General features: G+C 40.7%; 16 protein-coding genes and 1 rRNA gene. 16 read left to right on the top strand and 1 reads right to left on the bottom strand.

The genetic code is table 11. From position 1 onward, the window contains the following. The first annotated feature begins 145 nt into the window (after nt 1-145). The 9 genes from ADH49_RS09485 (at nt 146) to ADH49_RS09445 (ending at nt 9,009) form a co-directional block, all read left to right on the top strand. The gene (locus tag ADH49_RS09485; RefSeq protein ID WP_048692043.1) at nt 146-982 is read left to right on the top strand and encodes an undecaprenyl-diphosphate phosphatase; all 837 of its coding nucleotides are present in this window, start codon (nt 146-148) and stop codon (nt 980-982) included. A gap of 164 nt (nt 983-1,146) precedes the next feature. Next, complete coding sequence (mecA, locus tag ADH49_RS09480) at nt 1,147-1,893, top strand: adaptor protein MecA (protein ID WP_048692039.1); 747 nt, start codon at nt 1,147-1,149, stop codon at nt 1,891-1,893. Continuing rightward, entirely contained in the window at nt 1,890-3,047 is a 1,158-nt protein-coding gene (locus tag ADH49_RS09475; RefSeq protein WP_048692036.1) for a glycosyltransferase family 4 protein, read from the top strand. Before mecA ends, ADH49_RS09475 begins: the two co-directional genes overlap by 4 nt. Nucleotides 3,048-3,133: 86 nt before the next feature. Then, nucleotides 3,134-3,904 carry a Fe-S cluster assembly ATPase SufC gene (sufC, locus tag ADH49_RS09470; RefSeq protein ID WP_048692034.1) on the top strand — a complete coding sequence of 257 codons (771 nt, stop codon included), beginning with the start codon at nt 3,134-3,136 and terminating at the stop codon, nt 3,902-3,904. A gap of 41 nt (nt 3,905-3,945) precedes the next feature. Beyond that, nucleotides 3,946-5,208 (top strand): Fe-S cluster assembly protein SufD, encoded by a 1,263-nt coding sequence (gene sufD / locus ADH49_RS09465; protein WP_048692032.1) that lies wholly within the window; start codon nt 3,946-3,948, stop codon nt 5,206-5,208. Between the two features lie 2 nt (nt 5,209-5,210). Continuing rightward, entirely contained in the window at nt 5,211-6,437 is a 1,227-nt protein-coding gene (locus tag ADH49_RS09460; protein WP_048692027.1) for a cysteine desulfurase, read from the top strand. Further along, on the top strand, nt 6,424-6,858 hold the full coding sequence (gene sufU / locus ADH49_RS09455; RefSeq protein WP_048692025.1) for a Fe-S cluster assembly sulfur transfer protein SufU: 435 nt from the start codon (nt 6,424-6,426) through the stop codon (nt 6,856-6,858). Before ADH49_RS09460 ends, sufU begins: the two co-directional genes overlap by 14 nt. Before the next feature lie 145 nt (nt 6,859-7,003). Further along, nucleotides 7,004-8,416, top strand: a complete 1,413-nt coding sequence (gene sufB, locus ADH49_RS09450; protein WP_006594961.1) for a Fe-S cluster assembly protein SufB — start codon at nt 7,004-7,006, stop codon at nt 8,414-8,416. Nucleotides 8,417-8,436: 20 nt separating this feature from the next. After that, on the top strand, nt 8,437-9,009 hold the full coding sequence (locus ADH49_RS09445) for a hypothetical protein (RefSeq protein WP_048692022.1): 573 nt from the start codon (nt 8,437-8,439) through the stop codon (nt 9,007-9,009). A gap of 65 nt (nt 9,010-9,074) precedes the next feature. Here the strand turns inward: ADH49_RS09445 and pbp3 are convergent, their stop codons facing one another. Continuing rightward, complete coding sequence (gene pbp3, locus ADH49_RS09440) at nt 9,075-10,322, bottom strand: D-alanyl-D-alanine carboxypeptidase PBP3 (RefSeq protein WP_048692019.1); 1,248 nt, start codon at nt 10,320-10,322, stop codon at nt 9,075-9,077. 175 nt (nt 10,323-10,497) lie between these two features. On the opposite strand from pbp3, the gene ADH49_RS09435 reads away from it, so the two are divergent. From ADH49_RS09435 to ADH49_RS09405, 7 genes are all read left to right on the top strand, one after another. Beyond that, nucleotides 10,498-12,462 carry a peptide ABC transporter substrate-binding protein gene (locus ADH49_RS09435; RefSeq protein ID WP_048692010.1) on the top strand — a complete coding sequence of 655 codons (1,965 nt, stop codon included), beginning with the start codon at nt 10,498-10,500 and terminating at the stop codon, nt 12,460-12,462. 180 nt (nt 12,463-12,642) lie between these two features. After that, nucleotides 12,643-14,628 (top strand): peptide ABC transporter substrate-binding protein, encoded by a 1,986-nt coding sequence (locus ADH49_RS09430; RefSeq protein ID WP_048692009.1) that lies wholly within the window; start codon nt 12,643-12,645, stop codon nt 14,626-14,628. Nucleotides 14,629-14,692: 64 nt separating this feature from the next. Continuing rightward, nucleotides 14,693-16,192 carry an ABC transporter permease gene (locus ADH49_RS09425; RefSeq protein ID WP_048692006.1) on the top strand — a complete coding sequence of 500 codons (1,500 nt, stop codon included), beginning with the start codon at nt 14,693-14,695 and terminating at the stop codon, nt 16,190-16,192. Continuing rightward, complete coding sequence (gene oppC, locus ADH49_RS09420) at nt 16,192-17,118, top strand: oligopeptide ABC transporter permease OppC (RefSeq protein ID WP_048692005.1); 927 nt, start codon at nt 16,192-16,194, stop codon at nt 17,116-17,118. The genes ADH49_RS09425 and oppC overlap by 1 nt, the downstream gene beginning before the upstream one ends. Nucleotides 17,119-17,129: 11 nt before the next feature. Next, nucleotides 17,130-18,197 carry an ABC transporter ATP-binding protein gene (locus ADH49_RS09415; RefSeq protein WP_048692004.1) on the top strand — a complete coding sequence of 356 codons (1,068 nt, stop codon included), beginning with the start codon at nt 17,130-17,132 and terminating at the stop codon, nt 18,195-18,197. Nucleotides 18,198-18,206: 9 nt separating this feature from the next. Then, nucleotides 18,207-19,130, top strand: a complete 924-nt coding sequence (locus ADH49_RS09410) for an ATP-binding cassette domain-containing protein (RefSeq protein WP_048692002.1) — start codon at nt 18,207-18,209, stop codon at nt 19,128-19,130. A 264-nt stretch (nt 19,131-19,394) separates the two neighbouring features. Beyond that, nucleotides 19,395-19,468: ribosomal RNA gene (locus tag ADH49_RS09405) — 16S ribosomal RNA — on the top strand; the annotation flags it as partial.

Here is a 19,468-nt window from a genome sequence, read left to right as displayed (position 1 = left end):
GGAGGTGGGACGACGAAATCGAATTCTAACGAATTACCGATTTCTGTCCCACTCTCTTTTTTAGTCTATGCATCCTTGCAAGCACATCTGGTTCTATGGCTAGAAATGTGTTATAATATAGCAAATGTAAGTTTAGGAGAAGAAGATGTTTATCATTGAAGTGATAAAAGCGATTCTTTTTGGAATCGTTGAAGGAGTCACCGAGTGGCTTCCAATCTCAAGTACAGGTCATTTGATTTTGATCCAAGACTTTATTCAGTTTAAGGATCAAAACCCTGCCTTTATGGAGATGTTTAATGTCGTTATTCAGCTTGGTGCTATTATGGCCGTCGTCGTGATTTACTTCGACAAGCTTTATCCCTTTAAGCCTGGAAAATCGAAAAAAGAGGTGAGACGGACTTGGCAATTGTGGGCCAAGGTTGCTGTGGCGACCCTGCCTTTGCTCTTTGTCTTTAAATTAGATGATTGGTTTGAAGCTCATTTTCATAACTCTTTTTCTGTAGCCATCATGCTGATCACCTATGGGTGGGCCTTTATTTACCTTGAAAAACGAGAGCAAGTAGAACCAGAAGTGACGGAATTACACAAGTTGCCTTATAAGACTGCTCTCTATATTGGTTTGTTCCAAGTCTTGTCACTTTTCCCAGGGACCAGTCGGTCAGGTGCAACGATTGTAGGTGGTTTGGTCAATGGAGTTAGCCGTTCTGTTGTGACAGAATTTACCTTCTATCTGGGGATTCCTGCCATGTTTGGAGCTAGCCTATTAAAGGTCGCTAAGTTTGTCTTGGGAGGAAATGCTTTAAGTTTCAGCCAAGGGACGATCCTTTTGGTCGCTATGGCAGTTGCCTTCGGAGTCAGTATGGTAGCAATTCGCTTCTTGACAGATTATGTTAAAACTCATGACTTCACGGTTTTTGGAAAATATCGGATTGTTTTGGGAGCGATTTTGCTGGTCTATGCAGTAATTAAAATCTTTATCTAATCATGAGATAGGAGTGCTTCTTCTTTCACTTCAAATGGCTATGTTTGAGGGGGGAGGAAGTGCTCTTTTGTTTAAGGTTTTTTCATATCTGAGGTGGGGGTCATGTTTTGAAAAATATGTCCCTTTTTAGTATAATAGAAAGACTAACAGTATGAGGTGCAGTCATGAAGATGAAGCAAATCAGTGATTCAACCATTAAAATCACGATTCAATTAGAGGATTTAGAGGAACGAGGCATGGAAATGGCCGATTTTTTGGTGCCTCAAGAAAAAACAGAAGAATTTTTCTATACCATCTTAGATGAATTGGAAATGCCAGAAAGCTTCTTAGACAGTGGCATGTTGAGTTTCCGAGTGACTCCTAAGCCGGATAAGCTCGATGTTTTTGTGACCAAATCAAAAATTGACCAGCATCTAAATTTTGAAGATTTTTCCGACTTGCCTGATATGGAAGAATTGTCGCAAATGTCTCCGGACGAATTTATCAAGACCTTGGAAAAAACCATCTCTGAAAAGAGTAAGGGAGACGGCGATGCTATCCGTCATTTAGAAGCTGAGGAATTGGCTGATGAGAATCAGCTTTCAGAAGAAGATACACCGAATCATCCAGTAGATACACGGTATATTTATTATATCCTCCAGTTTTCTCAGTTAGAAGAAGTGATTCGGTTTACAAAAACAGTTCATTATGCGGTCGAGACTTCGGAACTTTATAAAATGGACGGGGTTTACTATTTAACCGTCTTGATTGATTTGGAAGGGTGCCCGCAAGATTATCCAGGTTGGCTCTTGGCAACCATGCGTGAATATGCGGAAGATACAGATACTACTAGAGCTGTCCTCCAGGAACATGGCCATCTCTTGCTCGTCTCAGATGCTATTAACGAACTTCAAAAGGTTAATTTGGTATGATTACTTTTCCATTACAATTTATCCTGGTCCTGATTGCAACTTTTTTGATCAGTTTGATTCTAACTCCCTTTGTGAGGTTACTGGCCTTTAAAATAGATGCCGTAGACTATCCAAATGCGCGTCGGATCAATAAAAAACCCATGCCCAGCGCTGGTGGTTTAGCCATTCTTCTTGCTTTCACCATTGCAACCGTGGTATTGCTACCGATGATTACCAAAGGCTATGTAGCTAAGACATCATATCTGACCTATACTTTACCAGTTGTTGTTGGAGGATGGATCATTGGCCTGACTGGTTTAATCGATGATATAAAAGAATTATCACCGCGGTTAAAGATGTTGGGGATTTTCCTAGGGGCCAGTGTGATCTGGTTCTTTACAGATTTTCGCTTAAATGATTTCAAGATCCCTTTTGGAGGGCCATTTCTTCATTTTGATCCCTGGTTGTCCTATATTTTAACAGTCATTTGGATCATTTCGATTACCAATGCAGTCAATTTGATTGATGGTTTGGATGGCCTGGTCAGTGGGGTTTCGATTATTTCCTTGGTGACGATGGGGATTGTTTCTCATTTCTTTCTCCCAGTGCCCAATCTCTTTCTGACTATGACGATTTTTGTCTTAGTCATGGCCATTGCTGGTTTCTTCCCCTTTAATTATCATCCAGCGATTCTTTATTTAGGGGATACAGGAGCCCTCTTCATTGGTTTTATGATTGCTGTTTTGTCCTTGCAAGGTCTTAAGAATGCGACGGCTGTTGCAGTTGTTACGCCGATGATTATCTTGGGAGTTCCCATTACGGATACCTTTTTAGCGATTGTTCGTCGGACTCTCTCTGGTCAGAAGTTCTATGCCCCAGACCGGAATCACTTGCACCATCGCCTACTTTCTTTGGGCTTAACGCATCGTGGAACCGTCTTGGTCATCTATGGGATTTCGATGATTTTTGCTATGATTTCTCTTCTATTGAATATTTCGACTCGTATTGGTGGCGTTCTGCTTGTCATCGGTTTGGTATTAGGAGTTGAATTATTAGCAGAATTGATTGGAGTCCTAGGTCCGAACCATAGTCCGCTCCTAAATTGCTTACGCTATATAGGAAATTCTGCCTATCGAGAGGAAGTTCGACAAAATAGAAAAAATAAGACTAAATAAGAACGATTCTAAACACCAGAAAAGCCTTTTAGGCTTTTTTTTGTTATACTAGATAAGACAAAACTCTATAGCAGAAAGGAATACAAATGTCAGTATTAGAGATTAAAGATCTTCATGTAGAAATTGAAGGCAAGGAAATTTTAAAAGGCGTGAACTTGACCCTTAAAACAGGGGAAATCGCAGCCATCATGGGACCTAACGGGACAGGGAAATCCACCCTATCTGCAGCGATCATGGGGAATCCAAACTATGAAGTGACCAAGGGTGAGATTCTATTTGATGGAGTGAATATCCTTGAATTGGAAGTGGATGAACGTGCTCGCATGGGCCTTTTCTTGGCTATGCAATACCCATCAGAAATTCCAGGAATTACCAATGCTGAATTCCTTCGTGCAGCCATGAATGCAGGCAAAGAAGAGGACGAAAAAATTTCTGTTCGTGATTTCATCACAAAATTGGACCAGAAAATGGAACTCCTCAATATGAAGGAAGAGATGGCAGAACGCTATTTGAACGAAGGTTTCTCAGGTGGTGAGAAGAAACGCAATGAAATTCTGCAATTGTTGATGTTGGAACCGAAGTTTGCCCTCCTTGATGAGATTGACTCTGGTTTGGATATCGATGCCCTTAAAGTAGTTTCAAAAGGGGTCAATGAAATGCGTGGCGAAGGTTTTGGTGCCATGATCATTACCCACTACCAACGTCTTTTAAACTACATTACTCCTGATGTGGTTCACGTGATGATGGAAGGTCGTGTTGTCCTTTCAGGTGGCCCTGAGCTTGCTGTGCGTTTGGAGCGTGAAGGATACGCGAAATTAGCAGAAGAGTTAGGTTACGACTACAAAGAAGAACTCTAATCTTGTGTCCAAAACTGAACAGGATCTTTGAGGAGGAGTAAATGACCAAAGAAAATATCAAACTTTTTTCAGAAATGCATGCAGAGCCCCAATGGTTGCAGGACTTGCGTCAGAAGGCTTTTGATAAAATTGATGATTTAGAACTACCCGTGATTGAACGCGTGAAATTTCATCGTTGGAATCTTGGCGATGGAACGATCACAGAAAGTGAGCCGCTCACGGCTGTGCCAGACTTTACTGCGATTGACAATCAATTAAAATTGGTTCAGCATGGAACCCATACAGTATTTGAACAGATTCCAGTTGACTTGGCCAACCAGGGAGTCATCTTTACAGACTTCCACTCAGCCCTGGAAGTAATTCCAGAGGTCGTAGAGGAATTTTTCATGTCATCCGTTAAATATGATGATGACAAGTTGGCAGCCTACCACACAGCTTATTTCAATAGTGGAGCTGTTCTCTATATTCCAGATCATGTAGAAATCGCGGAGCCAATCGAGGGTGTCTTCTACCAGGATAGTGATAGCGATGTGCCATTTAACAAGCACATCTTGATTATCGCTGGTAAGAACAGTAAGCTTAGTTACCTTGAACGGTTAGAGTCACGTGGAGAAGGTAGTGCTAAGGCAACTGCTAATATCACAGTAGAAGTCATTGCCCGTTCGGGTGCGCAAGTGAAGTTTGCTGCGATTGATCGTCTTGGTGAGAATGTCACTGCCTACATTAGCCGCCGTGGGAAACTAGGCAAGGATGCTAGCATTGACTGGGCAATCGGTGTCATGAACGAAGGAAATATCGTTGCTGACTTTGATAGTGACTTGATAGGAAACGGCAGCCATGCAGACCTGAAGGTCGTAGCCCTATCTAGTGGTCGTCAGGTACAAGGGATTGATACCCGTGTAACCAACTATGGTTGCAATTCGGTAGGGAACATTCTCCAACATGGTGTCATTCTTGAAAAGGCAACCTTGACCTTCAACGGGATTGGCCACATTATCAAGGGAGCAAAAGGGGCAGATGCCCAACAAGAAAGCCGTGTGTTAATGCTTTCTGACCAAGCTCGTTCCGATGCTAACCCAATTCTTTTGATCGATGAAAATGATGTGACTGCAGGTCACGCGGCTTCTATCGGTCAGGTAGATCCAGAAGACATGTACTACCTCATGAGCCGTGGCTTGGATCAGGCAACTGCAGAACGCCTAGTGGTTCGTGGTTTCCTTGGATCAGTGATTGTGGAGATTCCAGTCCAAGAAGTTCGTGAAGAAATGATCCAAACCATTGAAGATAAATTATTGAAGAGATAAACATGATAGATGTCGAAAAGATTCGGAAAGATTTCCCGATTTTAGATCAAATAGTGAATGATGAGCCACTTGTCTATTTAGATAATGCAGCGACGACACAAAAACCAAAAGCTGTCTTAGAGGCGGTGAATCGCTATTACCAAGAGGATAACGCCAATGTTCACCGCGGGGTTCATACCTTGGCGGAACGGGCGACCGCGTCCTATGAAGCAGCAAGAGAAACGGTCCGTCGTTTTATAAACGCTTCCTCGACCAAAGAGGTCTTGTTTACGAGAGGGACCACGACAGGCTTGAACTGGATTGGGCGGTTTGCAGAGGAAATCCTCGAAGAGGGGGATGAGGTCCTCATCTCTATTATGGAACACCATTCCAACATCCTTCCTTGGCAGGAAGCTTGTCGGAAGACAGGGGCGAAGTTGGTCTATGCCTACTTGAAAGACGGTGGTCTGGATTTAGAGGATTTCCGAGAAAAATTGACAGATCGAACCAAGTTTGTTTCCATTACCCATGCTTCTAACGTTCTCGGGGTGATCAATCCTATCCAGGAACTCGCTCAATTAGCCCATGAAAAAGGTGCTATTATGGTAGTGGATGGGGCCCAATCAGTCCCCCATATGAAAATTGATGTTCAAAAACTAGATGCAGACTTCTTTGTCTTTTCCGGACATAAAATGGCTGGACCGACAGGAATTGGAGTCTTGTATGGAAAAGAGCACTATCTCAACCAAATGTCACCTGTTGAATTTGGTGGGGAAATGATTGACTTTGTCTATGAACAATCCGCAACTTGGAAGGAACTCCCTTGGAAATTCGAAGCAGGGACTCCAAATATGGCTGGCGCTATTGGTTTAGCTGCGGCGATTGATTATTTAGAGGCTATTGGCATGGATGCCATTGAGCATCACGAGCAAGACTTGATTGCCTACGTCTTTCCCAAACTTCAAGCAATTGAAGGCTTGAAAATCTATGGCTCCCAAGATTTAGCGAAACGCTCTGGGGTGATTTCCTTCAACTTAGGGGATCTGCATCCTCATGATCTTGCGACTGCCCTGGATTATGAAGGGGTTGCCGTTCGGGCAGGCCACCATTGTGCTCAACCTTTGATCCAGTATTTGGAGGTTCCAGCGACTGCTCGGGCTAGCTTTTATCTCTACAATACAAAGGAAGACTGTGATAAGCTTGTAGAAGCGCTGATAAAAACAAAGGAGTTTTTCAATGGCACTTTCTAAATTAGATAGCCTCTATATGGCTGTAGTAGCTGACCATTCAAAAAATCCCCATCACCATGGAAAGATTGAAGGGATTGAACAAATCAACTTAAACAATCCAACTTGTGGCGATGTGATTAGTTTGTCTGTTCAGTTTGATGATGAAGGAGTAATCAAGGACATTGCCTTTGTCAACTCAGGTTGTACGATTTCGACGGCTTCTGCTAGTATGATGACGGACGTTGTCCTAGGAAAATCCAAAGAAGAAGTGCTAGAGTTGGCGACTATTTTTTCAGAAATGGTCCAAGGCAAAGAAGATACCTGTCAAGACCAGTTGGGAGATGCAGCCTTTTTAGCTGGGGTTGCTAAATTTCCACAACGGATCAAGTGCTCGACCCTGGCTTGGAATGCTCTCAAGAAAGCAATCGATGCTCAAGCCTAATGATAAATAAAAGTGATGAAGATTCAAGTCTGTTTTTTAACCGAGCTTCTGGTGAGAAGTGCTATCAACATTCGGCTGCTGATGATCCAGATTAGAAAAAGTAATCACATGTAAAGAGCGCTAAAAAGAAAATGAAAGGAAAGATATGACAGAAGAAAGAGTAGAACCAAAACCAATTGATCTTGGTGAATATAAATTTGGCTTTCACGATGATGTAGACCCAATCTTGTCAACAGGAAAAGGGTTGAATGAATCGGTTATTCGCGAGTTGTCTGCTGCGAAAAATGAGCCGGAATGGATGCTGGAGTTCCGTTTGAAGTCTTATGAAGCATTTAAAAAAATGCCGATGCAAACTTGGGGAGCAGACTTGTCAGATATTGATTTTGATGATTTGATTTATTATCAAAAACCATCTGATAAACCTGCACGTAGCTGGGATGAAGTGCCTGAAAAAATTAAGGAAACATTTGAACGGATTGGTATTCCAGAAGCAGAGCGTGCTTACCTGGCCGGAGCAGCTGCTCAGTATGAGTCTGAAGTAGTTTACCATAACATGAAGGAAGAATTCCAAAAGCTCGGAATCATTTTTACCGATACAGATTCGGCTTTGAAGGAATATCCAGACTTGTTTAAGCAATACTTTGCTAAGTTGGTACCTCCAACGGATAATAAGTTGGCAGCCCTCAACTCAGCTGTTTGGTCAGGTGGAACCTTTATCTATGTGCCGAAGGGTGTTAAGGTCGATGTTCCTTTGCAGACCTACTTCCGGATCAACAATGAAAATACAGGTCAGTTTGAGAGAACTTTGATTATTGTTGACGAAGGCGCTAGCGTCCACTATGTAGAAGGATGTACAGCACCGACTTATTCAAGCAATAGCCTGCACGCAGCCATTGTCGAAATTTTTGCCTTGGATGGCGCTTATATGCGTTACACGACCATCCAAAATTGGTCCGACAATGTCTATAACTTGGTAACCAAACGGGCCAAAGCAACCAAAGATGCGACAGTTGAATGGATCGATGGAAACCTCGGAGCTAAAACGACCATGAAATACCCGTCTGTTTATCTGGATGGAGAAGGCGCGCGTGGGACTATGCTTTCTATCGCCTTTGCAAATGCGGGGCAACACCAAGATACAGGTGCTAAAATGATCCATAATGCTCCACATACCAGCTCTTCAATCGTCTCAAAATCCATCGCGAAAGGTGGAGGGAAGGTTGACTACCGTGGACAAGTGACCTTTAATAAAGATTCAGCGAAATCTGTCAGTCACATTGAGTGTGATACCATTATCATGGATGACTTATCTGCATCAGATACCATTCCATTTAATGAAATTCATAACTCGCAAGTTGCTTTGGAGCACGAAGCTAAGGTTTCTAAGATTTCTGAAGAGCAACTCTATTACCTCATGAGCCGTGGTTTATCAGAATCAGAAGCGACTGAAATGATCGTCATGGGATTTGTAGAGCCCTTCACTAAAGAACTTCCAATGGAATATGCAGTTGAGCTGAACCGATTGATTAGCTACGAAATGGAAGGATCTGTCGGTTAAGGAGATAAAAGGAGAAGCCAATGGGATTCCTAAAAAAATTATTTGGTAATGTCGAAAAAGCGAATAAGGGCGAAATTCCTGCAGAAGAAATTATTCCGCCATTTACAAACGATTTAGCTGAAGAAGCAGATGACTATTGGAGACAGATGGAACAAAATCTCTTGATCAATGCTGTGAAGGCTGTTGGCGGTCCTGATAAAGCGGATCGTGCCTTTATGCTAGTGAATTTTAAGCCGGGTCAAGAAACATTTGATTTGTATTATCAAATCGATGGGAAATTAATTTCTTGGCAAGAATTGGATCCAGAACTTGTAGAAAAAATCCGCCTTCAACTCTTGCCTCAAGCCCCAGCTGTATCCCATGCAGTCAATGAAAATTACGAAGCTGCCAATGTTCCTGTGATTAGCTATGCCATGCTTCAATTAGAAACGGCGACCATGGCGTGGTTTGGTCGGAAGCTAACAACAGCTACTCCTGAAGCTAGCTTATCTTTTGAAGAATTGGTAGCAGGTTGGCGTGCGGTGATTGAAGAAGAGATTCCGACTCATCCAATAGACAGCGACACTGCTTTTCCTTATTTCGAAGTTCGATAGAAGTTCTGTTGACGGAATTGAATAAACAAAAAAAGAGGGTGACCTCTTTTTTTGTTTATGAGCATTTATAGTTTTTCGTTGACGTAACGAACAAATTGATTCCACCACACTTTTAAGAAGAAACTTTTTTGGATATTTTCTCCGCTCACCATTTCCATACTAGGGGCTTTACCTTCGATATACCCTCGACCGATGGGTTCTGGATCAGTGTAGGTAAGGGTTCCGAGAGAAGTACCTTTCTTTATAGGAGCGCTAAATGAAGATTGGCTACTTTTAAAGGTGATTTTAGGTTCTGCTTGGCTTCCTTGTCGTTCGATCACGATGAAGTCATCCTTGGCAACAGCAGTGGCGTTTGTTTTCTTGCCATCAAGAACCGTTGATTTACTGTTGTTGTAAGCTTCGCCTTTACTGACAATGAGGCTTGGAACGAAGTTTTGGCTCACATAATTCATCAGGTTGGCTGTTGCAACAAATCGTGCGTAGGGATCTCCATCGATTGCCTCAACACCAATGACAACAGTGATCATGCGAATACCATTTTGATTGGTAGAAGCAACAAATGAAATCCCCCCTTTATCGGAATTTCCGGTTTTTAGGCCATCCACTCCTGCTCGATAGTTGGGCATGTTTTCCAACATATAGTTACTGCTCTCCAATTGAATTCCAGCAAATTCTGCATGGGAAAGGGAGGTGATTTTTGTAACTTCAGGATAGTCTTCCAGAAGATGTTTTGCGATGACTGCTACATCATAAGCACTCAGCTTGTTTTCTGTATCTTTCTTTTTGTTTTCCTCATCCTCATCCCCATCAATGATAGATTGGTTCAAACCACTAGCATTCACAATCGTCGCATCTGTAATCCCCCAATCTTTGAGCTTCGCTTTCATGAGCAGGACGAATTGTTCTTCGTTACCAGCTACTTTTTCAGCTAAGGCAATGGCGGCGCTATTGGCGTTTGATACGAGGAGAGCAGTGAGCAGGTCCTTAACTTTGTATTTACGAGCTTCCATGGGGACATTGCTGATTCCTTCAACAGCGGTCAGTTGGTAGGCTTTGTCCGAAATATCTACGTCATCATTTAAAGAGATTTTTCCTTGCTGAATGGCTTCGTAAACGAGATAAGTAGTCAAGAGATTGCTGATTCCACCAACTTCTTTTTTCTCATTGCTGTTTTTTTCGTAGAGTATTTTACCTGTTGTCCCATCGATTGCAATAGCATGCTGAGCTCCAAGGTCTAGGTCCTCCGCTCTTACAGGAGAAGTACTGAGAAGGGTAAGAATTATACAAAGAAGTAAAGTGATTATTTTTTTCACGTTTGAATCCTCGATTGTTTTTTGTCTCTACTATTGTATCATAAAAGAAGGCAACTGCTTTAATCCTATTTTCACCTTCACTTAATTTAAAACTCTATAAGTAAATTGTAAAGATAGTTGGTAAAATGGAAGAAATAGTGTATAATGGTAGAAAACCTAACATAAGGAGATAGTGATGAAAGTAAATAAACGGTTTGTACTGGCCGGTGTTTCTCTAGCCAGCGCTCTTCTATTAACAGCATGCGGTGGTGGAAGCGGCAATCAATCTACTTATTCTTATATTTATTCAACGGATCCAAATACTTTGGACTACATTGCATCGACTCGTACAACGACGTCTGATATTACAAGTAACCTTGTTGATGGTTTGTTAGAAAATGATAAATATGGAAATTTAATCCCAAGTTTGGCAGAAGACTGGACAGTTTCAGAAGATGGCTTAGTATATACCTATAAACTTCGAAAAGATGCCAAATGGTATACCAGTGAAGGGGAAGAGTATGGTGCTGTAACAGCTCACGATTTTGTGACAGGGATCAAACATGCTGTGGAATCCAAATCTGAAGGTCTCTTCTTAATCCAAAACTCCATTAAAGGTTTGGATGCCTATGCCAAGGGTGAAACAACAGATTTCAAGACAGTTGGCGTGAAAGCCCTAGATGATTACACCGTTCAATATACCTTGGAACGTCCAGAAAGCTTTTGGAATTCTAAGACGACATCAGGTGTCCTTTTCCCAGTTAACGCAGCGTTCTTAGAATCTCAAGGAAAAGACTTTGGTTCTTTAAAACCAAGTAGTATTCTCTATAACGGTCCCTATTATTTGAAGAATTTAACTTCAAAATCTCAAATTGAACTTGTAAAAAATAAAGAATACTACGATGAAAAGAATGTTCATATTGATAATGTGAAGTTGACTTACAATGATGGATCAGATCCAGAATCGGTCATCAAGAAATTTGAAAATAGTCAATATTCATTTGCGACAGTAATGCCAAATAGCTCTACTTATAAGAGTGTGAAAAAGAAATTTGGTGATAATATTGTTTATGGTGTTCAATATGGTACATCTTACTATCTAGGCTTCAACATCGATCGTCAGAAGTATAACCATACAGCCAAAACGACAGATGCTCAAAAATCGTCTACAAAACAAGCGATTTTAAATAAGGATTTCCGTCAAGCTGTCAACTTTGCCTTTGACCGTGAAGCCTATGCTGCTCAAACATCTGGCGCAGATGCAGCGACCAAGATTCTTCGAAACACCTTGGTTCCACCGACTTTTGTTCAAGTAAATGGCGAAGAGTTCGGTAAGGTTGTCGAGAAACAATTGGTGACCTATGGGGATGAGTGGAAAGACGTAAATCTAGATGATGCCCAAACCACCCTCTACAATCAAGAAAAAGCCAAGGCTGAATTTGCAAAAGCTAAAGAACAACTGCAAAAAGAAGGGGTACAATTCCCAATTCATTTGGATTACGTTGTTAGTCAGACAGATAACAGTCAGGTACAACAAGCTAGCTCCTTCAAACAATCCGTAGAAGCTGTTCTTGGTGCAGACAATGTTGTCGTAGATATTCAGAAATTATCTGATGATGACTTTAACAATATTACCTACTTTACAGACACTGCTGCTGAGAAAGATTATGACCTTGCAGGCGGAGGATGGGTTCCAGACTACCAAGATCCATCTACTTATTTAGAGAGTTTAAGTCCTGTTAACGGTTCTGTTTTCTACTATCTAGGTGTGGATGCAGGTTCAAACAGCCCTGCTATTACAGCAGTTGACTTTGGGAAGTATGCAGAGCTCTTAAAAGATGCCAATGCAGAAGTGAGTGACCAAGCTGTACGGTATGAGAAATACGCAGCCGCTCAAGCATGGCTAACCGATAGTTCGTTGATCTTACCAACTGTTTCAAATGGTGGAACGCCAATGTTGCAACGGACTGTCCCATATAGTCGTGCTGCTTCATGGGTTGGAACAAAAGGTACAGGAACCAACTATAAATATCTTGAACTTTCAGAAGAAGTCATCAAGACAAAGGATTACGATGCAAGTAAAGAAAAATGGTTGAAAGAAAAGGCTGAATCCAATAAAAAAGCCCAAGAAGAATTAAAGAACCACATCGAATCGAAATAGCTGGGAAAGTAAGAACGCATAAGTTCAAGTAGGGGAAGGAGCCACTAAAAAGGATTGATTTTTTAGACAGTCCTCCGCTTAGTGGCTCCTTTCACTTGCCAAATATTCAGAAAATTTAGTTTACTTTTTGTCTCACTTATGCTATAATTCTATCTAAATTCAATAAAATGGAGACTCAAAATGAAAAAAAGTAAAGTTTTTGCATTTGCCGGAGTAACATTGCTCGCAGCAACTTTCCTTGCAGCATGTTCTGGCTCAAAAGATAGCAAGTCTGCATCAAAAAAAGATACAACATATGGCTATGTTTATACAGATGATCCAACAACTTTGGATTACACTGTATCTTCAAAAGCTTCCGTACACGATATTACAACAAACGGTGTAGATGGTTTGTTGGAGAACGACAAGTACGGAAACCTTGTACCATCTATTGCTGAAGATTGGTCTGTTTCAAAAGACGGTTTGACCTATACTTATAAAATCCGTAAGGGTGTTAAATGGTATGATGCTGACGGTGAAGAGCATGGTGAAGTAACAGCTCATGACTTTGTTACTGGATTGAAGCATGCGGCAGATAAAAAATCAGAATCTCTTCCATTGGTAAAAGACTCAATCAAAGGATTGAAAGACTACTCAGAAGGAAAAATTTCAGACTTCTCTGAGGTTGGGGTCAAAGCAGTAGATGATTATACACTTGAGTATACTTTGAACCAACCAGAAACTTTCTGGAATTCAAAAACAACTAATGGTGTTCTTTTCCCAATTAGTACAGATTTCTTGAAGAGCAAGGGTGATGAATTTGGTCAGCCAGGTAATGTCAAATCAATCTTGTTCAATGGTCCATTCCTTTTGAAATCAATCACTTCTAAATCAGAAATCACTTTTGAAAAGAACGAAGATTACTGGGATAAAGACAACGTTCATATCGACAAGATTAAATTGTCTTATTATGATGGATCAGATCAAGATTCCTTGGCGCGCGGTTTTAGCGATGGTTCATATACCAAGGCGCGTCTATACCCTGCTAGCTCTAACTTTGCATCTGTTGAAGAAAAATACAAAGATAATATCTACAACACACAGCCTGGTTCTGGTGTAGCAGTTTTAGGTTTCAACATTGACCGTCAAGCCTACAACCATACTTCTAAGACGTCAGATGACCAGAAATCTTCTACTAAGAAAGCTATCTTAAACAAGAATTTCCGTCAAGCGATCACCTTTGCCTTGAACCGTGAGAATTATTCAGCGCAAGTCAATGGTAAAGACTATGCTAAGGCTGCTATTCGGAATATGTACACCGCACCTGCCTTTGTTCAAGTAAATGGTAAAGACTTTGGTGATGTAGTAGCAGACAAGTTGCAAACTTATGGAGATCAATGGAGCGGTGTGAATCTTGCAGACGGTCAAAACGGACTCTATAGCAAGGAAAAAGCAAAAGCTCAGTTTGAAAAAGCAAAAGCTGAACTCCAAAAAGATGGTGTTCAATTCCCAATCCACTTGGATGTTCCGGTTGCACAAAACTCAACAAACTTTGTGTCACGGATGCAATCCTTCAAACAATCAGTTGAAGAAACACTTGGTACAGAAAACGTTGTTGTGGACCTTCAAATGATGGACCAAGATGAAGTCTTGAACATTACATTGAACGTACCATCAGCTGCAGAAACTGACTGGGATCTTCAAGGGCTTGTAGGATGGAACCCAGACTACGATGACCCATCTACTTACCTTGATACCTTGCAACCATCTTCACCAGACCAAACTAAGACTTACCTTGGATTTGCTGGTGGTGTCGATAATGCCTCTGCTAAGGCTGTTGGCTTAGATGAATATGCGAAATTGCTTGATGATGCAGAAAAAGAAACCCTAGACGTAGTAACACGTTACGACAAATTTGCAGCAGCGCAAGCTTGGTTAACAGATAGCGCATTAGTGATTCCAACTATGACAAGCTCTGGTGCAGCTACAGTTGTTTCAAAAGTGGTTCCATTCTCTGAACCTTCCTCACAAACAGGTAACAAAGGATCAACTTATTTCAAATATGTTGAAGTTCAAGATGAACCTGTCACTAAAAAACAATATGATCAAGCACGTGAAAAATGGTTGAAAGAAAAAGCTGATTCAAATAAAAAAGCTCAGCAAGAACTAGAAAAACACGTTAAATAATCACCTTCATCAGAACTTTCTCTAATAGGGGAGAAAGTTCTTTTGAACATTAAAGGAACGGAATATGAAAAAATATATATTTATGCGTATTTTACGTTCGTTAGTGTCGATCTTTTTAGTTACGACATTGACGTATACAATTATTTATACGCTAACCCCAAGAAATTTAATTTTCAAAAACGACCCTAACTACAATAAGATTGCAAAGACTAAGGATTCTAAAATCAATTATGAAAACACAGTCTATGATCGTATGGGGTATATAGAATATCTTGATTCAAAAGCTTTGAAAGAAAAAGCAAGCAAGGAAGACTCATCAGTAACTGTAGAGCCTACTAAAGAAAATGAAAAGATCTACAAAAAGTACATTTCTAATCTTGGAAATGGCTGGGTATTGAAACGTTTCCCTGAAAACAAAGGCTTTTACGCAACTCGTGAAGTCCCTGTCTTTGAACGTGTTATTGGATTCTACGGCAATCTGATTCAGATTGATCATCCAAATGTCATCAAAGATGCTTCAAATCCAAAACTTGAACGCTATATTCGCATTGAAAATGACCCAGCTATTGGTTGGTCAGTAGTTGGTTCGGGGACTAAACATAAATATCTTTTGTATTTCAATGGTCAATTCCCGTTCATTCATCAAAATTTTGTATCGTTAAACTTGGGTGAATCTTATCCAACTTATTCAAATACGCCGGTTCTTCAGGTTATTACACAAGGACAAGGTACTACTAAAAAGAGTGAAGTAAACTTCCCAACAGGGAAAAAAGAATCTTCTATCGATATCTACTCACGTACTTACAAATCACCAAGCAAGGCAGATGCTCAAGATATTGCCCGCTTTGGTGAAGGAGATGCTTATACAGCAACTTTGAGTAACTATGAAAATCCATCCATGATTGTGAGCTCTTCTATTATCGGCTTGATCGGGATTGCAATTGCTTACTTGATCGCAATTCCTTTGGGATCATACATGGCCTTGTTGAAGAACACATGGTTTGATAGTGCCTCAACAGCTGTCTTGACATTGATGATGGCTCTTCCAACGATTGCCTTGGTCTACATCGTCCGCTTGGTTGGTTCAACAATCGGTCTTCCAGACTCTTTCCCAGTCTTAGGAGCTCAGGACTGGAGATCGTACGTTCTTCCTTCTGTCATCCTGGGACTATTGACCGCTCCAGGTTTAGCTGTTTGGATTCGTCGTTATATGATTGACTTGCACTCACAAGACTTTGTCCGTTTTGCACGTGCTAAAGGACTTTCTGAAAAAGAAATTTCACGCAAGCATATTTTCAAGAATGCCATGGTTCCAATCGTTACAGGTATTCCTGTTCAGTTGGTCTTGGTTATCTCAGGAGCTACCTTGACAGAAACTGTCTTTGCCTTCCCTGGTATGGGTAAAATGTTGATTGATTCCATCAAAGCATCGAATAATACCATGGTGGTGGGTCTTGTCTTCATCTTCACCGTTCTTGCTGTATTTGGAGCGATGGCCGGTGATATTCTCATGGTTATGGTAGACCCTCGTATCAAATTGACAACTAAGAAAGGAGGCAAATAATGTCTACAATCGATAAAAAGAAATTCCAATTTGTTGAACGTGACGACTTTGCCTCTGAAACAATTGATGCGCCGTCGTACTCCTACTGGAAATCAGTATTTCGCCAATTTTTTAAAAAGAAATCAACCATTTTCATGTTAGCAGTCTTGGTGGGAATTCTCTTGATGAGTTTTGTTTATCCAATGTTTTCAAACTTTGATTACAATGATGTAAGTAAAGTAAATGATTTCACTGCTCGTTTGAATCCTCCAAGTGCCAAAGCTTTCTTTGGTACAGATAACAATGGTAAATCGTTGTTTGATGGAGTTTGGTTTGGTGCCCGCAATTCGATTATCATCTCTTTTATTGCTACCTTGATCAACGTTGTAATCGGTGTAGTGATTGGTGGGATTTGGGGTGTGTCAAAATCAATCGATCGCTTCATGATGGAAGTTTATAACGTTATTTCAAACGTTCCATTCATGTTGATTGTTATTGTCTTGACTTACTCAATCGGTGCTGGTTTCTGGAACTTAATTTTGGCGATGACGGTAACAGGATGGATTGGGATTGCTTATTCTATCCGTGTCCAAATTATGCGTTACCGTGATTTAGAGTACAACTTGGCCAGCCGTACTTTGGGGACTCCAACTCTAAAAATCGTGACAAAAAACATTTTGCCGCAATTGGTATCTGTTATTGTGACGACAACAACTCAATTGTTGCCAGCCTTTATTTCAACTGAAGCCTTCCTTTCCTTCTTTGGATTGGGATTGCCAATTACAGTTCCAAGTTTAGGTCGTCTGATTTCAGACTACTCACAAAACGTAACAACCAATGCGTATCTTTTCTGGATTCCATTGACAGTCTTAGTCTTGGTATCCTTGTCATTCTATATCGTTGGACAAAACCTTGCAGATGCCAGCGATCCACGTACACATAGATAGGAGGAGTAGGTATGACAAATGATAAAAATGTAATCTTATCTGCTCGCGATATCGTAGTAGAATTTGATGTTCGGGATCGTGTCTTAACAGCCATTCGCAATGTGTCCTTAGACCTTGTTGAAGGTGAAGTCATGGCACTTGTTGGTGAATCAGGTTCTGGTAAATCTGTTCTCACAAAAACCTTCACAGGAATGTTAGAAGACAACGGACGAATTGCCAATGGTAGCATTAATTATCGTGGGCAAGAATTAACAGAACTCAAGTCAAACAAAGATTGGGAAGATATCCGCGGTGCAAAAATTGCAACCATCTTCCAAGATCCAATGACCAGTTTGGACCCGATTAATACAATCGGATCACAAATTACGGAAGTTATTATTAAACACCAAGGCAAGAGTGCCAAAGAAGCCAGAGAAATGGCCATTGATTATATGGAAAAGGTGGGAATCCCAGAAGCGGAACGTCGCTTTGATGAATATCCTTTCCAATATTCAGGCGGGATGCGTCAACGGATCGTTATTGCTATTGCGCTTGCTTGTCGTCCGGATATCTTGATCTGTGACGAGCCAACAACGGCCCTTGACGTAACCATCCAAGCCCAGATCATTGACTTGTTGAAATCATTGCAAAAAGAATATAACTTTACAACAATCTTTATTACACACGACTTAGGTGTGGTTGCAAGTATTGCAGATAAGGTTGCCGTAATGTATGCTGGTGAAATTGTAGAATTTGGTAAAGTAGAAGAAATCTTCTACGATCCAAGACATCCTTATACATGGAGTCTCCTTTCAAGTTTGCCACAATTGTCTACCTCTAAAGGTGATTTATATTCTATCCCAGGGACTCCTCCATCATTGTATTCACCAGTAAAAGGGGATGCCTTTGCTTTGCGTTCAGACTATGCAATGCAAATTGATTTCGAGGAACATCCACCAGTCTTCAATGTTTCAGATACACATTGGGCTAAAACATGGCTCTTACATGAAGATGCACCAAAAGTCAATAAACCAGACATTATTGATAATCTTCATGAAAAGATCAGTGCGAAAATGGGATTCACTACAATCAAGGACTAGGAGAAGGAAATGACAGAAAAATTAATAGAAGTTAAAGATCTAGAAATTTCCTTCGGTGAAGGAAGTAAAAAATTTGTAGCTGTAAAGAATGCAAATTTCTTCATCAACAAAGGAGAAACATTTTCTCTTGTTGGTGAGTCTGGTAGTGGGAAGACGACAATTGGTCGTGCAATCATTGGGTTGAATGACACTAGTGCAGGCGATATTCTATATGATGGTAAAAAAATCAATGGGAAGCAATCGCGTAAGGATGAAAATGAATTAATCCGTAAAATTCAAATGATCTTCCAAGACCCGGCAGCAAGCTTGAATGAGCGTGCAACAGTCGACTACATTATTTCAGAAGGTTTGTACAATTATCACCTATTCGACAATGAAGAAGACCGAGTACGTAAAGTAAAAGAGATTATGCATGAAGTGGGGCTTCTAGCAGAGCATTTAACTCGTTATCCCCATGAATTCTCTGGTGGACAACGCCAGCGGATTGGGATCGCTCGTGCCTTGGTAATGGAACCAGAATTTGTTATCGCAGACGAGCCTATTTCAGCCCTTGACGTATCCGTACGTGCGCAAGTTTTAAATCTCCTTAAGAAATTCCAAAAAGAGTTGGGATTGACCTATCTCTTTATCGCACACGATCTTTCAGTCGTTCGATTTATCTCTGATCGTATTGCGGTTATTTACAAAGGAGTTATTGTAGAAGTAGCTGAAACGGAAGAATTGTTTAATAATCCAATTCATCCATACACACAATCTCTACTATCAGCTGTACCGATTCCAGATCCAATTCTAGAACGCAAAAAAGTTCTGAAAGTTTATGATCCTGATCAGCATGATTATTCAACCGATAAACCAGAAATGGTAGAAATCAAACCTGGACATTACGTTTGGGCAAATAAAGCAGAACAGAAAAAATATAAAGAACTTGTATAATTATAAGAAAACGAGAAGAATACGCTTCTCGTTTTCTATTTTTTAAAAAGAGAAAAACTTTTTTTAAAAAATAGAAAAAAGATATTGACAAGAAGTTGTGGACGTGATATACTAATATAGTTGTCGCGCGAGAGCGACAAAGACCTTTGAAAACTGAACAAGACGAACCAATGTGCAGGGCACTATAACTAAGGTTATAGTACTGAACAATGAAAAAAACAATAAATCTGTCAGTGACAGAATGAGTTTAAGACAAACAATTATTTTAATGAGAGTTTGATCCTGGCTCAGGATGAACGCTGGCGGCGTGCCTAATACATGCAAGTAGAACGCTGAAG

This window comes from Streptococcus sp. 400_SSPC (genome assembly GCF_001072745.1).
Taxonomy (GTDB): domain Bacteria; phylum Bacillota; class Bacilli; order Lactobacillales; family Streptococcaceae; genus Streptococcus; species Streptococcus xiaochunlingii.
Note: the sequence above shows the minus strand (reverse complement) of the source record. Positions and strands in the feature narration are given on the sequence as shown.

Excerpts from the sequence above, each read along its gene's own strand:
- oppC (WP_048692005.1), top strand. The coding sequence starts at position 16,192 with ATGTCTACAATCGATAAAAAGAAATTCCAATTTGTTGAACGTGACGAC.
- ADH49_RS09485 (WP_048692043.1), top strand. The coding sequence starts at position 146 with ATGTTTATCATTGAAGTGATAAAAGCGATTCTTTTTGGAATCGTTGAA.
- ADH49_RS09415 (WP_048692004.1), top strand. The coding sequence starts at position 17,130 with ATGACAAATGATAAAAATGTAATCTTATCTGCTCGCGATATCGTAGTA.
- ADH49_RS09430 (WP_048692009.1), top strand. The coding sequence starts at position 12,643 with ATGAAAAAAAGTAAAGTTTTTGCATTTGCCGGAGTAACATTGCTCGCA.
- mecA (WP_048692039.1), top strand. The coding sequence starts at position 1,147 with ATGAAGATGAAGCAAATCAGTGATTCAACCATTAAAATCACGATTCAA.
- sufB (WP_006594961.1), top strand. The coding sequence starts at position 7,004 with ATGACAGAAGAAAGAGTAGAACCAAAACCAATTGATCTTGGTGAATAT.
- ADH49_RS09410 (WP_048692002.1), top strand. The coding sequence starts at position 18,207 with ATGACAGAAAAATTAATAGAAGTTAAAGATCTAGAAATTTCCTTCGGT.
- ADH49_RS09435 (WP_048692010.1), top strand. The coding sequence starts at position 10,498 with ATGAAAGTAAATAAACGGTTTGTACTGGCCGGTGTTTCTCTAGCCAGC.
- ADH49_RS09445 (WP_048692022.1), top strand. The coding sequence starts at position 8,437 with ATGGGATTCCTAAAAAAATTATTTGGTAATGTCGAAAAAGCGAATAAG.
- ADH49_RS09460 (WP_048692027.1), top strand. The coding sequence starts at position 5,211 with ATGATAGATGTCGAAAAGATTCGGAAAGATTTCCCGATTTTAGATCAA.
- ADH49_RS09475 (WP_048692036.1), top strand. The coding sequence starts at position 1,890 with ATGATTACTTTTCCATTACAATTTATCCTGGTCCTGATTGCAACTTTT.
- sufC (WP_048692034.1), top strand. The coding sequence starts at position 3,134 with ATGTCAGTATTAGAGATTAAAGATCTTCATGTAGAAATTGAAGGCAAG.
- sufD (WP_048692032.1), top strand. The coding sequence starts at position 3,946 with ATGACCAAAGAAAATATCAAACTTTTTTCAGAAATGCATGCAGAGCCC.
- sufU (WP_048692025.1), top strand. The coding sequence starts at position 6,424 with ATGGCACTTTCTAAATTAGATAGCCTCTATATGGCTGTAGTAGCTGAC.
- ADH49_RS09425 (WP_048692006.1), top strand. The coding sequence starts at position 14,693 with ATGAAAAAATATATATTTATGCGTATTTTACGTTCGTTAGTGTCGATC.